Annotated in this window: 14 protein-coding genes; 3 read left to right on the top strand and 11 right to left on the bottom strand. The window is 73.8% G+C overall.

Features of this window, described 5'->3' with window-relative positions:
• Positions 1 to 127: 127 nt before the first annotated feature.
• The gene (locus IE271_RS15345; protein WP_190190846.1) at positions 128 to 565 is read right to left on the bottom strand and encodes an ATP-binding protein; all 438 of its coding nucleotides are present in this window, start codon (positions 563 to 565) and stop codon (positions 128 to 130) included.
• Positions 566 to 672: 107 nt separating this feature from the next.
• Positions 673 to 1,014 carry an anti-sigma factor antagonist BldG gene (gene bldG / locus IE271_RS15340; protein ID WP_009189842.1) on the bottom strand — a complete coding sequence of 114 codons (342 nt, stop codon included), beginning with the start codon at positions 1,012 to 1,014 and terminating at the stop codon, positions 673 to 675.
• An 81-nt stretch (positions 1,015 to 1,095) separates the two neighbouring features.
• On the opposite strand from bldG, the gene sftH reads away from it, so the two are divergent.
• Positions 1,096 to 3,675, top strand: coding sequence for a DEAD/DEAH box helicase (gene sftH / locus IE271_RS15335; RefSeq protein ID WP_229919356.1), 2,580 nt, complete (start codon positions 1,096 to 1,098; stop codon positions 3,673 to 3,675).
• A gap of 205 nt (positions 3,676 to 3,880) precedes the next feature.
• On the opposite strand, the gene IE271_RS15330 is transcribed toward sftH, so the two are convergent.
• From IE271_RS15330 to ssd, 7 genes are all read right to left on the bottom strand, one after another.
• The gene (locus IE271_RS15330) at positions 3,881 to 4,258 is read right to left on the bottom strand and encodes an Rv3654c family TadE-like protein (RefSeq protein ID WP_229919355.1); all 378 of its coding nucleotides are present in this window, start codon (positions 4,256 to 4,258) and stop codon (positions 3,881 to 3,883) included.
• Between the two features lie 194 nt (positions 4,259 to 4,452).
• Positions 4,453 to 4,839 (bottom strand): TadE family type IV pilus minor pilin, encoded by a 387-nt coding sequence (locus IE271_RS15325; RefSeq protein WP_229919354.1) that lies wholly within the window; start codon positions 4,837 to 4,839, stop codon positions 4,453 to 4,455.
• Between the two features lie 115 nt (positions 4,840 to 4,954).
• The gene (locus IE271_RS15320; protein ID WP_190190843.1) at positions 4,955 to 5,173 is read right to left on the bottom strand and encodes a DUF4244 domain-containing protein; all 219 of its coding nucleotides are present in this window, start codon (positions 5,171 to 5,173) and stop codon (positions 4,955 to 4,957) included.
• Between the two features lie 116 nt (positions 5,174 to 5,289).
• Entirely contained in the window at positions 5,290 to 6,084 is a 795-nt protein-coding gene (locus tag IE271_RS15315; RefSeq protein ID WP_190190842.1) for a type II secretion system F family protein, read from the bottom strand.
• A complete protein-coding gene (locus IE271_RS15310; RefSeq protein ID WP_190190877.1) occupies positions 6,081 to 6,929 on the bottom strand; it encodes a type II secretion system F family protein in 849 nt (282 codons plus the stop codon). The genes IE271_RS15315 and IE271_RS15310 overlap by 4 nt, the downstream gene beginning before the upstream one ends.
• Before the next feature lie 14 nt (positions 6,930 to 6,943).
• Complete coding sequence (locus tag IE271_RS15305; protein ID WP_229919353.1) at positions 6,944 to 8,278, bottom strand: TadA family conjugal transfer-associated ATPase; 1,335 nt, start codon at positions 8,276 to 8,278, stop codon at positions 6,944 to 6,946.
• Between the two features lie 92 nt (positions 8,279 to 8,370).
• Complete coding sequence (ssd, locus tag IE271_RS15300; protein WP_190190841.1) at positions 8,371 to 9,474, bottom strand: septum site-determining protein Ssd; 1,104 nt, start codon at positions 9,472 to 9,474, stop codon at positions 8,371 to 8,373.
• Positions 9,475 to 10,048: 574 nt separating this feature from the next.
• Between ssd and IE271_RS15295 the strand changes: the two genes are divergently transcribed.
• Positions 10,049 to 10,873 carry an HAD family hydrolase gene (locus IE271_RS15295; RefSeq protein ID WP_190190840.1) on the top strand — a complete coding sequence of 275 codons (825 nt, stop codon included), beginning with the start codon at positions 10,049 to 10,051 and terminating at the stop codon, positions 10,871 to 10,873.
• 554 nt (positions 10,874 to 11,427) lie between these two features.
• Here IE271_RS15295 and IE271_RS15290 read toward each other — a convergent pair.
• The gene (locus tag IE271_RS15290) at positions 11,428 to 12,291 is read right to left on the bottom strand and encodes a Fic family protein (RefSeq protein ID WP_190190839.1); all 864 of its coding nucleotides are present in this window, start codon (positions 12,289 to 12,291) and stop codon (positions 11,428 to 11,430) included.
• Between the two features lie 100 nt (positions 12,292 to 12,391).
• Here IE271_RS15290 and IE271_RS15285 point away from each other — a divergent pair, with 100 nt between their 5' ends.
• Positions 12,392 to 13,372 (top strand): ATP-binding protein, encoded by a 981-nt coding sequence (locus tag IE271_RS15285; RefSeq protein ID WP_190190838.1) that lies wholly within the window; start codon positions 12,392 to 12,394, stop codon positions 13,370 to 13,372.
• 46 nt (positions 13,373 to 13,418) lie between these two features.
• Here IE271_RS15285 and IE271_RS15280 read toward each other — a convergent pair whose 3' ends face one another.
• Positions 13,419 to 14,705, bottom strand: coding sequence for a polysaccharide deacetylase family protein (locus IE271_RS15280; RefSeq protein ID WP_190190837.1), 1,287 nt, complete (start codon positions 14,703 to 14,705; stop codon positions 13,419 to 13,421).
• Positions 14,706 to 14,902 lie beyond the last annotated feature (197 nt).

Below are 14,902 nucleotides of genomic sequence, written 5' to 3'. Positions count from 1 at the left end.
CGTTGACGCTTGATCCATTCGCAGGCGGCGGATCATCGGATTGTTTGGTGAATTTCTTCACAAAATACGGGGCAACGGAAAAAGGGCCCCGCTCAGCAGGGCCCTTTCACGGGAGAAGCGCAGAGGATCAGGGGAGGAGCGTGGCGGGCGGCGTAGTCGGCCAGCTCATCCTGATCAGACCGCCGTGCTCCCCGGCGGTGACTTCCACGTCGTCGACGAGGCCGCTGATGACCGCGAGGCCCATCTCGTCCTCCTCGCTGTCCATGTCCGGATCGTCACCCCGGGTGCCCGGCGCGTGGTGGCCGGCGGACGCCCGCGGCGCCTCGTCGCCGACCTCGATGGAGAACTGCTTCTCCTCCTCGATCAGCTGCACCAGCACCGGCGCCGAGATGCCGCTGTTCTGGTGCAGTCCCACCGCCCGGCTGCAGGCCTCCCCGACGGCGAGCCTGACCTCGTCGAGGACGGCCTCGTCCACCCCGGCCCTGCGCGCCACCGCTGCCGCCACCAGCCGGGCGGTCCTGACGTGCTCGGGCTGCGCGCTGAAGCGGAGCTCAACGGTGGCCATGCGTCCCCCTCGGAACTACGGGCGTGCGGTCGGGGGGCCGGGCCGCCGAGGCCCGGCCCCCCGCGTTGCTTCTGGGTCCCGGGCCCACGGGGCCCGCGGACGGGTGGTCAGTCGGTCGCCGCCACCGCTTCGTCGACCGAGGTGTGGATCGGGAACACCTTGGTGAGGCCGGTGATGCGGAAGATCTTCAGGATGCGCTCCTGGTTGCAGACCAGCCGCAGCGAGCCCTCGTGGGCGCGCACCCGCTTCAGTCCGCCCACCAGCACGCCGAGACCGGTGGAGTCGAGGAAGTCCACGCCCTCCATGTCGACGACGAGGTGGAAATTGCCGTCGTTCACCAGCTCGACCAGCTGCTCCCGCAGCTTGGGCGCGGTATATACATCGATTTCGCCACCGACCTCGACGACCGTACGATCGCCGACGGTACGGGTCGACAGAGACAGGTCCACGGATCCTCCAGCACCTTGCTATCGAGCGGTCGTCCCTCGGGACACCTCGGCTTCAGCCCCCGGGACGGTACGCCAGCCGCGTTGGCATTCAATCACTTACCGGCAGGCGTGCACGACGCCTTGGGCCCATTGTCCGTCACGCCAGTGACACACTCGGTGCCGATGGCCAAGAATCACCGATCCGATCGATCCTCGGCAGGCACCGCGTCCCGCCCCGCTCCGGGCACGGTCCTGGACCGGCTCGCCTCGGGGCCGAGCCGGGCTTCGCGCATCACTCATACGGAGCACTTGCCCCCGCGTGCGGGTCGGCATGCCGTCTGGCCTGACCGGATCCGTCCGGAGGTCGTCGCGGCGGTGCGGGAGGCCGGGATCGAGCACCCCTGGACCCACCAGGCGCGCGCCGCCGAGCACGCGCTGGACGGCGAGTCGGTCGTCGTCGCCACCGGCACCGCCTCGGGCAAGTCCCTGGCCTATCTCGTACCGGTGCTGTCGTGCCTGCTCGACGGCTCCGAGGCCCCCAACGGACGCGGCGCCACCGCCCTGTACCTCTCCCCCACGAAGGCCCTCGCCGCGGACCAGTGCCGGTCCGTGAAGGAACTTTCACATCCTCTGGGCAGCGCCGTGCGTGCCGCGGTCTACGACGGCGACACCGCCGTCGAGGAACGCGAGTGGGTACGCCAGTACGCCAACTACGTACTGACCAACCCCGACATGCTGCACCGCGGAATACTTCCCTCCCATCCGCGCTGGTCCTCCTTCCTGCGGGCCCTGCGCTATGTCGTCGTCGACGAGTGCCACACCTACCGGGGCGTCTTCGGCTCCCACGTCGCCCAGGTGCTGCGGCGGCTGCGCCGGCTGTGCGCCCGCTACGGCTCCTCCCCCGTCTTCCTGCTGGCCTCCGCGACCGCCGCCGAGCCCTCCGTCGCCGCCGGCCGGCTGACCGGCCTGCCCGTGGTCGAGGTCGCCGACGACGCCTCCCCGCGCGGCGAGATGGTCTTCGCCCTGTGGGAGCCGCCGCTCACCGAGCTGCACGGCGAGAAGGGCGCACCGGTCCGGCGCACCGCCACCGCCGAGACCGCCGACCTGCTCACCGACCTGACCGTGCAGGGCGTGCGCTCGGTCGCCTTCGTCCGCTCCCGCCGGGGCGCCGAACTGATCTCCGTGATCGCCCAGGAACGGCTCGCCGAGGTCGACCGCTCGCTCGTCCGGCGCGTGGCCGCCTACCGCGGCGGCTATCTGCCCGAGGAGCGCCGAGCCCTCGAACGCGCCCTCCACTCCGGCGAGCTCCTCGGCCTCGCCGCCACCACCGCCCTGGAACTCGGCGTCGACGTCTCCGGCCTGGACGCCGTCCTCATCTCCGGCTACCCGGGCACACGGGCCTCGCTGTGGCAGCAGGCGGGCCGCGCCGGCCGGGCCGGGCAAGGGGCCCTGGCGGTGCTGGTCGCCCGCGACGACCCGCTGGACACCTTCCTCGTCCACCACCCCGAGGCCCTGTTCGACCAGCCGGTGGAGTCCACCGTCCTCGACCCCGACAACCCCTACGTCCTGGCGCCCCACCTGTGCGCCGCGGCGGCCGAGCTGCCCCTGACCGACGACGACCTGCCGCTGTTCGGCCCGGCCGCCGCCGGGCTGCTGCCGCAGCTGGAGGCCGCGAAACTGCTGCGCCGCCGGACGAAGGCCTGGCACTGGACGCGCCGCGAACGGGCCGCCGACCTCACCGACATCCGCGGCGCGGGCGGCCGCCCGGTGCAGGTCGTCGAGGAGGCGACGGGACGGCTGCTGGGCACGGTCGACGCCGCCGCCGCGCACACGGCCGTCCACGAGGGCGCGGTCCACCTCCACCAGGGCCGTACGTATCTGGTGCGCAAGCTGGACCTGGAGGACTCCGTCGCCCTGGTCGAGCAGGCCGACCCGCCGTACACCACCGTCGCCCGCGACACCACCGCCATCTCCGTCCTGGAGACCGACGTCGAGGTCCCCTGGGGCGAGGGGCGCCTGTGCTACGGCTCCGTCGAGGTCACCAACCAGGTCGTCTCCTTCCTGCGCCGCCGCCTCATCACCGGCGAGGTGCTCGGCGAGACCAAGCTCGACCTCCCTCCCCGTACGCTGCGCACCCGCGCGGTGTGGTGGACGGTCACCGAGGACCAGCTCGACGCCGCCCGGGTGAACCCGGAGATCCTCGGCGGCGCCCTGCACGCCGCCGAGCACGCCTCCATCGGCATGCTGCCGCTCTTCGCCACCTGCGACCGCTGGGACATCGGCGGCGTCTCCGTCCCCCTCCACCCCGACACCCTGCTGCCCACCGTCTTCGTGTACGACGGCCATCCGGGTGGCGCGGGTTTCGCGGAGCGCGCCTTCCACACCGCCCGCGCGTGGCTCGCGGCCACCCGCGAGGCCATCGCCTCCTGCGAGTGCGACGCCGGCTGCCCGTCCTGCATCCAGTCCCCCAAGTGCGGCAACGGCAACGACCCCCTGCACAAACGCGGAGCGGTGCGCCTGCTGTCCGTGCTCCTACGGGGGGCGCCCGGCGAGGACGCCGGGGACGGCGAAGACGGTATGGAGGATCAGGTGGACGGGGGGACGGGGGAAACAGGAGGGAACGGGGTACGGCCGTCCGGGGCGGCGGAGGTGTCCGGGGCGGGGCTCGGCGCCGACGACTGACGCAGGGGCCGGTGCCTGATGCTGAGGACCGGTGCCTGACGCTGAGGGCCAGCGCTGACGCAGAGGGCCGGTCCCTGACGCCACAGGCTGGTGCCGTGCCCCCCGTGCCGCCCGTGCCGCCTGCTCCATTCCTTTGAGGTCCGTTGCGGCCCGTTCCAGTCCGTTTCAATTGATCCTTCGCCTTCCGTCCTGGTCACCATCATGGTCATGGGCGCGTCGTGGTGACCGGGGCCGCCGGGTCTGTCCGGCTCGCCGGGTCCGCAGGAGCTGCCGGCTCTGCCGGGCCTGCCGGGCCCGCGCGTGCTCTGACCTCGGCGGCGAGCAGTCCCCGGCCCGCCACCGCCGTGACGTCCGAGACCTCGCCGTACAGCGCGCACCGCGCGACGCGCGTGCCCTGTGCCCGCGCCACCCGGTCCGCCGCACCGCAGGCCGCCGCCCCGCCGTCCGCCCAGTGGTCCGCCGCCGCGAGCGCCGCCAGGTCGGCGGCGCCCGCTGCCCGGTGCCGTACGACCACCGCCTGTCCGGCGATCAGAACGGCACCGAAGACAATGGTCAGGACGGCGAGCGCGGCGACGGTCCACACGGTGGCGGAGCCCCGGTCCGCACCGCCCGACCCGTGTCTGCCGCGTTCGGCCCCGCGTCCGGACCCACGTCTGCGTCCGGGCCCGCGGCCGAGCCCGGGTTCGCCTCGGAGCCCGGGTTCGCCCTTGTGGGGCTCGGCCGGTCCCGGGCGTCCGGCCGTTCGTGCGGGCTCCGGCCGCCCCCTCCGCACCCTTCTCATCCGCCCGCTCCCACCGTCTCCTCCGCCAGCGCCACGGCCTCGTGGCTCAGCTCGAGCGTCAACCCGTCCGGGCCTGGAGGGTGCGCCGCGACCACGACGTGCACGAGGTCGCCCTCGCGGCTCACCGCGACCCGCGCTCCCTCCGGGGCCGCCCGGCGTGCCGTCTCCACGACGGTGCCGGGCGGGTCCTGGCGGGCCGCGGCCCGGGCGCCCGCCCGCGCCGCGTCCACGCACTGGATCTGCGCGGACGCGGCGAGCAGAGCCCAGACGAGTCCCATGGCGAACAGCACCAGCGCCGGAAGCACGACCGCGGTCTCAGCCGTCACGAATCCCTGGTCCGGTGGCCGGGCGGGGCGGCCCCGGACCGTCCCCTTCCAGCTCAACGCGAGTCCTTTCCGCCACCGTGCCGACCCCCTCCGTCCCCGCACCGGCTCCTGTCGCCCCCGTACCGGCCCGTTCCGTCCACGGGCCGGTCCCTCCCGTCCCCGCACGAGCCCCTCACATCCGGACATCGAGCGCCCGCCTCACGATGTCCTGCAGTTCCCCACTGACCTGGCCGCTCGTCAGCACCTTGTAGAGCGCCGCCGCGAACGCCACCGCCGCGATGATCCCCACCGCGTACTCGGACGTGACCATCCCCGTGTCCCCGCGTACGGCCCGCGCTCCGTACGCCAGGCCCCGCACCCGTGCCGCCTCTTCCTTCACCGCTCGCTTCATCCCGTTCACCGCTCCCTGCGTCTCGTCCGTCCCGCATCCCGTCGTCTCTTCGCTCCGTCGGCCTCGTCGGTCCCGTCGACCGCGTGTGCGCCGTCCGGTCCCGTCGTGTCGGTCCGTCATCCGCCGCCTCCCTCCAGCAGCCCGCCCGCCAGGCCGATCACCACCGGCAGCACGCCGACGGCGATGAAGGCGGGGAGGAAGCACAGGCCCACCGGGGCGGTGATCATGACGCCCGCCCGGCGTGCCCGGGCCGTGGCGGTCCGCGCCCGGCGGGCGCGGGCCTCGGCGGCCAGCCGGGCGACCGGTCCGGCCGCCGGTACGCCCGACTCGCCCGCCCGCTCCAGCAGCCGGGCCAGCGCCGCCGCGTCCGGCACGGCGGCCACCTCGCGCCACGCGGTCGCCGGGTCCGCTCCGAGCCGTACCTCCGCGGCGCCTCTGGCCAGGCGGCCCCCGAGGGGCCCGCCCAGCGCCTCGCCCACGGCCCGGGCGGCCGCCACGGGACTCGCCCCGGCCATGACGCACGCCGCCAGCAGGTCCGCGGCGAGCGGCACCTGACGTCCCGCTCGCGCCGCCTCCCGGCCCGTCACCGCCCCCACCGCCTCCCGAGGGGCACGTCGCAGCCGCCACCACAGGAGTCCGGCTCCGGCCACCAGGCCCGTCGCGCCGCCCGGGACCCCACCGATCAGCACCCACCCGGCACACACCGCCCCCGCGACGGGCAGCCCTCGCCGCACGGCGGCACGTACGTCGCACCGGGGCGTCCTGCGTGCCGGCGTCACGTCCAGCAGTCCGGCCAGCCGTTCCCGCGCTCGCCGTCTTCCGCGGACGCCCCCCGACACGTGCGCCACGGACCACAGCGCCGCCATCGCGCACACCGCCGCACCCAGCCTGTGGACGGTTTCCGGACTCATCGCGCCTCCGCTCCCCGTACGATCCGCAGCGCCCACCACAGCCCCGCCGCCTCCAGCGCCCCGCCGGCGAGCAGGCACGCAAGGCCCGGAGCCGTGTGCAGCACCACGTGCAGCGGGTCGGCGCCGAGCGCGGTGCCGAGGAGCAGCCCCAGCACGGGCAGTCCCGCGAGCAGCACGGCGGTGGACCGGGCACCCGCCAGTTGGGCGCGCACCTCCGCACGCTGGTCCCGCTCGGCGCGCAGGGCGCCCTCCAGCCGGTCGAGCCCGGCCGCCAGTCCGGCGCCGCCGTCCACGGCCACCCGCCAGCACGCGGCGAGGCCCAGCAGCCCGTCGGCTCCCGGTGTCCGCGCGGCCTCGGTGAGCGCGCCCGGCACGTCCCCGCCGAACCGTGCCGCCGCCAGCACCATCTCCCGTGCCTCGCCGAGCCCGTCCGAGTCCCGCGCCGCGCACAGCAGCGCCTCGCCCGGCTGGCGCCCCGCCCGTACCTCTCCCGCGAGCGTCCCGCAGAGCGCGATCACCGCCTCGGCCCGCGCCTCCCGCGTCCGCCGCGCCGCGCGGACCCGCAGAGTGCGCCGTACCAGCGGCACTCCGAGCGCTCCCACGACGAGCGGCACGACGGACGTGCCCAGCAGCGCGACCAGTGCTCCGGCGGCCAGCGACCACCACTCGCCGGGCAGCCGGCGCGGCGCCCGCAGAACCCGCCGCGCCCCGTCCCACACCGGCGGACCGGGTCCCGTCACGCCACCGCCGGCGCACAGCAGCCGCGCCCGCCGCCCGCTCGTCCTGCGATCGCTCATCAGCCAGGCCGCCATCCCGGCGCACACCAGGGCCGCGCCCACCGACATGTCATGTGCTTCCGTCACGGTCCCGCACCCCTTTTCCGCCCCTTCGGAATCCCGCCCCGCGCGACGTCCCTCGGCACTTCCGTACGGGCGGCGCCGACGACGGCCCCACCCCCGGCGGTTGCCCCACCGGCGACACCGTCGGCGGCATCGCCCATGGCGCCGCCGAGCAGCCCGCGCAGTCGCTCCCACCCCCGCTCGTGCACGAAGGCCTCCGCGCCCCAGCGCACCGCCGGAACCGTCACCACCAGCCCCGACGCGTCCCGCTCCAGGACGTGCACCTCGGCGATCCGCCGCCGCCCCGACCGGTCGCGCACGAGGTGGATCACCACCGACAGCGCGGCGGCCAGCTGGCTGTGCAGCGCGGCCCGGTCCAGTCCCGCCGCCGTGCCGAGCGCCTCCAGGCGGGCCGGCACCCCGGACGCGGCATTGGCGTGGACGGTCCCGCAGCCGCCCTCGTGGCCCGTGTTCAGCGCGGCCAGCAGATGGACGACCTCCGGTCCGCGCACCTCGCCGACGACCAGCCGGTCCGGCCGCATCCGCAGGGCCTGGCGCACCAGGTCCTGCAGCGTGACCAGCCCGGCGCCCTCCTGGTTCGGCGGCCGTGACTCCAGCCGGACCACATGGGGGTGGTCGGGGCGCAGCTCCGCCGAGTCCTCGGCCAGCACGATCCGCTCGCCCGGTCCGACCAGTCCCAGCAACGCGCTGAGCAGCGTGGTCTTGCCGCTGCCCGTCCCTCCGCTGACGAGGAACGACAGACGCGCGTCGAGCAGCGCCCGCAGCAGCCGGTCACCGCCCGGCGGCACCGTGCCCGCCGCGACCAGTTCGTCGAGCGTGAACGCCCTCGGCCGGACGACCCGGAGCGACAGGCAGGTCGACCCGACGGCGACCGGCGGCAGCACCGCGTGCAGTCTCGTGCCGTCCGGGAGCCGCGCGTCGACCCAGGGGTGGGCGTCGTCGAGCCGCCGTCCGGCCACCGCCGCGAGGCGCTGTGCCAGACGCCGTACGGCCGCCGCGTCCGGGAAGGAGATCCCCGTCGGCTCCAGGCCGCCGCCCCGGTCGACCCACACCCGGTCGGGCGCCGACACCAGCACGTCGGTCACGGAGGGGTCCGCCAGCAGCAGCTCCAGCGGCCCGGCGCCGATCAGCTCCGAGCGCAGCCGCTCCGTCGTGCGCAGGATCTCGGCGTCCCCGAGCACTCGGCCCTGCTCCCGGAGCGCCTGCGCCACCCGGGCGGGAGTGGGTTCGGCCCCGCGGACGGCGAGCCACCGCCGCACCCCGTCCAGCAGCCCGCCGTGAGCCGGCGGCTCCGTCGCCGTGGACGCGGACGCCGGTCCCCTGGACGCGGACACCGGCCCGCCGCGTCCGTGCCCGCCCGGCCGTGTGCTCGCGGCCACCGCTGCCGCCGCCGGTGTCACCACCGTCCGCTCCCGCGTCCGCCCGCTCACGTGCTTCCTCCGGCGCTCTCGGCCCGGTCCCAGAAGGCTGTGCAGAAGCGGGCCAGCGGGCCCCGTCCGTCGCCCGCGGGCGGCCTGCCCTTCTCCTGGACGGCGGGCAGTCCCGGGTCCGCCGGCACCTCGCCGATCAGTGGGAGTCCCAGGAGCCGGGCCACTTCGCGGTCGTCGAGCCCGGGCGCGTACGGCCCCCGGACCGCGACCCTGAGGTCGGGCAGGACCATGCCCGCCGCGGACGCCACCCGTCCCGCCGCCGCGACCGCGCGCAGCTCGGCCGGGACCACGAGCACGCCCAGGTCCACCTGGGCCAGAGCCTCGGCGACGCCCTCGTCGACGCGCCGGGGCAGGTCCACGACCACCGCGCCGCCGCGCCTGCGGGCCGCGGCCAGCACCGCCCGCACGGCCTGCGGCGGGACGGCGACGCAGTCGCCGCGGTCCCAGCTGAGGACGCGCAGCGCGTGCAGTTCGGGCAGCGACTCCTCCAGGGCTTCGCCGCCGACACGCCCCCGGGAGGCGGCGAACGCCGGCCAGCGCAGGCCCTCCGCCGTCTCGCCGCCGAGGAGCACGTCGAGTCCGCCGCCCAGCGGATCGGCGTCGATGAGCAGCGTGCGCCTGCCCTGGCGTGCCGAGGTGACGGCCAGCGCGCAGGCGAGCGTGGACGCCCCCGCGCCGCCCCGGCCGCCGATCACGCCCACGGTGAGCGCGGGCGGCCCGGCCCCCTCCGCCACGTCGGCGATGCGGTCGACCAGCCACTGCTCGCCGTCGGGCAGCAGCAGCACATGGTCGGCGCCGATCCGTACGGCGCGCTGCCAGACCCCGGGGTCGTCCTGGTCCCGCCCCACCAGCACCACTCCGCGTCTGCGCACGGCGCCGCGCACCCGGCGCGCGGCGTCGTCGCCGACCAGGACGAGAGGCGCCGTCTCCCACTCGCCCCTGCACGCGGGCATCCCGTGGTGGACCTCGGGCCGGGCGCCCGCCGCGGCACACAGCCGCAGCAGGTCGTCCAGGAGCTCGGCGTCCTCGGTGACGATCAACGGTCCGTCCCGCCGCTCCTCGGCGGCCGGCGGCCGGTCGTGCGTGATGGCTCCCGCCACGATTTCCATCCCCCTTCGCCGCGTATACCGCGGGGCCCCTGCGGCCCCGCCATTCCCGTTCGCGCGAAGAACCGGCAACCGGCACTCCATATGAACCGCCGATACGAACCGGCCATTGCCCGTGGGGCGAGCCGGAGGCGACCGAGGACTTCCGCGAGCGGGACGCGTCGGAATCACGATGCGGCGATCCCGGAAATCGCGTGGATCTTGGGCGATAACTGTGGACAACTCGGTGGTTGTGAATATCGCCTTCACCCAAACAGGTGACTCACTCGCGACTTCGAACGAGCAGCCCGCCCATTACGCTCCGTAGCGGATCATGCGTGCACAGAGACGAACCGGGCCGCGCGCGCAGCGCGGCCCGGACAGCGGGAGAAGGGACGGAGAAACCCATCCGGACATGCGACGACCCCCGCCGGGGGGGAGAGCGGGGGTCGTCCCCACGGCCGACTCGGGGGGGGAGGAGTCGGGCCGGGTTAGCACGGTCGCGAACGATCCGTGACTTCCATGGTGTACCCGAGAGCCCTCTCAGGCAAACCCACGCGCCCCACCTTACGCCGAATGGTGGGCGCCTATGCTCAGGCCCGTGGAAAACCACTCCTTGCCCCGCACAGCGGCCTTCTTCGACCTGGACAAGACGGTCATTGCGAAGTCGAGCACACTCACGTTCAGCAAGTCCTTCTATCAAGGAGGACTGATCAACCGCAGGGCGGTCTTGCGGACCGCATATGCCCAGTTCATCTTCACGGCCGGCGGCGCCGACCACGACCAGATGGAGCGGATGCGCAAGTACCTCTCCGCCCTGTGCCGCGGCTGGAACGTCCGGCAGGTCAAGGAGATCGTCGCGGAGACGCTGCACGACCTGATCGATCCGATCATCTACGACGAGGCGGCCTCCCTCATCGAGGAGCACCACATGGCGGGCCGCGACGTCGTGATCGTCTCCACCTCCGGGGCGGAGGTCGTCGAGCCGATCGGCGAACTGCTGGGCGCCGACCGCGTGGTGGCGACCCGGATGGTGGTGGGCGACGACGGCTGCTTCACGGGCGAGGTGGAGTACTACGCGTACGGGCCGACGAAGGCCGAGGCGGTCAAGGAGCTGGCCGCCTCCGAGGGGTACGACCTCGCACGCTGCTACGCCTACAGCGACTCGGCCACGGACGTGCCGATGCTGGAGTCGGTCGGCCACCCGCACGCGGTCAACCCGGACCGGTCGCTGCGCCGCGAGGCCCTCGCGCGCGGATGGCCCGTCCTGGACTTCCACCACCCCGTGCGCCTCAAGCAGCGGCTGCCCGCGCGGCCGCGGCCGGCCCTCGTCGCGGCCGCGGCCATAGGAGCGGCCGCGGCGACGGCGGGACTGGTCTGGTACGCGAGCAGGCGCCGCCCGGCGGCGGTCTGAGGCACCCCCGAAGGGCGACCCCGGACGTCACCCCGGAGGAGGCCGGCGCCCCGGGAGGCCATGCGGACCCCCGGGAGGGCGTGTGCGGAGGGCATCCGTCCAGCAGTCCGTTTCATGCTGTTTTGAGGGCAAAAGTAAAGAAGTGCGGGCAGGGCTTTCGCTCGTCCGGGACCTGGAGTACAAAGGTTTTAACGGCCCGCGAGACCGGGGACATCCGAGAGGATCACCCACCAACTCATTTCACGGCCCCACGGACCGAGCATGGACACCACGTACCCACGCGACGCCGACCCGTCGATTACGGGCCAGCCGCACCAGGTGACGGGCAACAGTTCCCGACCTGATGGGCGACATATCGAGCACGCCTGGTAACGCGGTGGACATGTCGGCGGCGGTACGGTCATTCGTACCGCCGCCCCTTTTTTCCGGACCCTTTTCCAGGGAATCACCCGCACGTGATCATCCGATCGGAATCATCCGATCGCAATCACCCGCGCGTGATCATCCGCGCCGGACCGGCCGGTCCGGCGCGGTGCATTTCCGGAAAGCGGTGCTCAGGCGGCTCCGCGCTGAAGTGCCTCGCACACCGCGGTCGACTCCCTGGCTCCCAGTTCCACCGCCCTGCCGCAGTGGGCGATCCAGGCCGCCATGCCCTCGGGGGTGCCGGAGACGTAACCCTCCAGCGCGGCCACGTAGGCCGCCCGCCCCAGCTCCGCGTGACCGACCTCCGCCGGGCAGACGGCCTTGGGGTCGAGGCCGCTGCCGATCAGGACGATGCGCTCGGCGGCCCGGGCGACCTGCCCGTTGTGCGAGACGAAGGGTCGCAGGGCCAGCAGTTCGCCGTGGACCACGGCGGCCGTCACCAGGGCGGGCGCCGCACTGCCGGCGACGACCAGCCGCGAGAGGCCCTCCAGGCGTCCGGCCACCTCGTCCGGGTCCGGCAGGGGCAGCTCGATCAGCGGCTCCTCGACGGGCTCGCCGGCCTGGCGCGGACGCCCGACCTCCTCCCGCCCGTCCGCGGCCGCCACCAGGTGCAGCCGCGCCAGCACGCGCAGGGGCGACTGCCGCCAGATGGACAGCAGCTGCCCCGCCTCGGCCGTCAGCCGCAGCGCCGCGCCGACCCGCCGGGCCTCGTCGTCGCCGCTGAAGTCCGTGCGCCGCCGCACTTCTTCGAGGGCCCAGTCGGCACCGGCGAGCGCCGCCGAACCGCGGGAGCCGCGCAGTGCCGCCTCGGAGGTGATCTCGTTGCTGCGCCGCCGCATGATGCGGTGCCCGTAGACACGGTCCACGGCCTTGCGCACGGACTCCACCGCCTCGGGCACCCCGGGCAGCGTGCCCAGCGTCGCAAGGGGGTCCCCCGCGCCCGAGCCCGTCCGGGAGCTCGGGGGAGGGTCGGCACTCGCTCCTGTCGTACTCATGAGTACGACCCTACGCACCCTGGCCGAGGACTCCCCGTTGGAGTGGTCTTCTTCACGCCTTCCCGCCCTCCGGGCCGCGCCCGCCGCTACCTTACTGAACATGAAAATTGCTTTCGTCGGGAAGGGCGGCAGCGGCAAGACGACGCTGTCCTCCCTGTTCATCCGCCATCTCGCCGCCACCGGAGCGCCGGTCGTCGCGGTCGACGCCGACATCAACCAGCACCTGGGCGCCGCGCTCGGCCTCGACGACGCGGTCGCCGACGGGCTGCCCGCCATGGGCGCGCGGCTGCCGCTGATCAAGGACTATCTGCGCGGCACCAACCCGCGCATCGCCTCCGCCGACTCGATGATCAAGACGACACCGCCCGGCGAGGGCTCGCGCCTGCTGCGGGTGCGCGAGGACAACCCGGTCTACGACGCCTGCGCGCGCCCGGTGGAACTCGACGGCGGCACCGTCCGTTTGATGGTCACCGGCCCCTTCACCGAAGCCGACCTCGGAGTCGCCTGCTACCACTCCAAGACCGGAGCGGTGGAGCTGTGCCTGAACCACCTGGCCGACGGCCGCGACGAGTACGTGGTGGTCGACATGACAGCGGGCTCGGACTCCTTCGCGTCCGGCATGTTCACCCGCTTCGACATCACCTTCCTCGTGGCCGAGCCGACCCGGAAGGGGGTCTCCGTCTACCGCCAGTACAAGGAGTACGCCCGCGACTACGGCGTCACCCTCAAGGTCGTCGGCAACAAGGTGCAGGGCCAGGACGACGTCGACTTCCTGCGCGCCGAGGTCGGCGACGACCTGCTGGTGACGGTCGGGCACTCGGACTGGGTGCGCGCCATGGAGAAGGGCCGCCCGCCGCGGTTCGAACTCCTGGAGGACGGCAACCACCGCGCGCTGCGCGCCCTGCGGGAAGCCGCCGACGCCACGTACGAGCTGCGCGACTGGGAGCGCTACACGCGCCAGATGGTGCACTTCCACCTGAAGAACGCGCGGTCCTGGGGCAACGAGCGGACCGGGACCGACCTGGCGGCCCAGGTCGACCCGGACTTCGTCCTGGGCGAGCGGGTGGCGGCGACGGCCTGAGCCGCCGCCCGGTCCCGGGCGTCCCGCCGCTCCCGGTCGGCGCTCGCTACTTCTTCGCCGCCGGGGCGCCCGGGACGCCCTTCGGGGCCGGGGCAGGTCTGCCCGACAGGAAGGAGCCCCAGCCCTTGCGGGGGGACTCGCCCACCTTCAGGGTGCGCAGCTTGTCCAGCGTCCTCGGGTCCTGCGCGTCGAGCCAGTCGGCGAGCTGGCGGAAGGAGACGCAGCGCACCTCGGGCTTGGTGCAGACGCGTTCGACGGTCTCCTCCACGGCCCTCATGTAGGCGCCGCCGTTCCAGGACTCGAAGTGATTGCCGATGATCAACGGGGCGCGGTTGCCCCTGTACGCGCGCTTGAACCCCTTCAGCAGGCCGTCGCGCATCTGGTCGCCCCAGTACTCGTGCCGGTCCGGGTCGCCCTGGGTCGTGGTGCCGGACTGGTTGACCATGAAGTTGTAGTCCATGGTGAGCGTCTCGAAGTCGCGGTCCGGAACCGGGACGAGCTGCATCGACAGGTCCCACAGGCCCTTCTTCTTCTCCGGCCAGACCTGCTCGTCGACGCCGCTGGTGTCGTAGCGGAAGCCCAGCTGCCGGGCGGCCCGCACGAAGTTCTTCCGCCCCTCCAGGCAGGGCGTGCGGCCGCCGACGAGCTCCTTGTCGTAGTCGAAGGGGAGCGGGGAGACCTTCTCCAGGCCCGTGTTGGTCCTCCACTCCTTCACGAAGGACTTCGCCTGGGCGATCTCGTCCTTCCAGTCCTCGACCGACCACTCACCGCCGCCGCCCTCGCCGCAGAAGTGTCCGTTGAAGTGGGTGCCGATCTCGTTGCCCTCCAGCCACGCCTTGCGCAGCTGCCCGACGGTGGCGCGGATGCCCCGCTCGTCGTTGAAACCGATGTCGGAGCTGCCCCGCGCGTGCCCCGGCGGCCGGTAGAGCTCGCGCTTCTCCTCCGGCAGCATGTACACGCCGCTGAGGAAGAACGTCATCGCCGCCCTGTTCTCCCTGGCGACCTTGCGGAAGCGGGAGAACAGCTTCTGGCCGTCCTCGCCGGCGCCGTCCCAGGAGAACACCACGAACTGCGGGGGTCTTTGGCCGGGTTTCAGGCGCTCGGCCCGCGGCTGGTGCGGCTGGGCCCCGGTGTACGCCGTGGACCCGTCGCCGATCGGCCGCATCACGCTTCCCGGCGCGGCCGCCCCGGGCTGCCGGACACCGTGCGCCCCTTCCTTCGAGCCGTGCGCGCCTCGCCGGGCGTCGCCGTCCTCGGACGCGCAGCCGGCGAGTGCCGCGGCGCAGACGGCGGCGACCGTGACGCCCGCGGCGATCCTCTGGGTGGCGGCCATCTCCGCCCACCTTCTTCCTTCGAGTCGGAGCAGGGCCGGTGCCGGGCTTCGCCGAGAGTCCGGCACGAGAGCGGGACACCCTCGCGAGGGCTCCTGGAAACCAGGGCATACCGGGCAGCGCCGTCACGGTCGCACACACCCCGGAAGGAGAGGTTCCGACAAGCCGATCGACATACTTATTCACTCGTCCGAGTGGA

This window comes from Streptomyces minutiscleroticus (genome assembly GCF_014650875.1).
In the GTDB taxonomy this organism is placed as follows: Bacteria; Actinomycetota; Actinomycetes; order Streptomycetales; family Streptomycetaceae; genus Streptomyces; species Streptomyces minutiscleroticus.
This window is presented reverse-complemented; position numbering and strand designations above follow the sequence as displayed.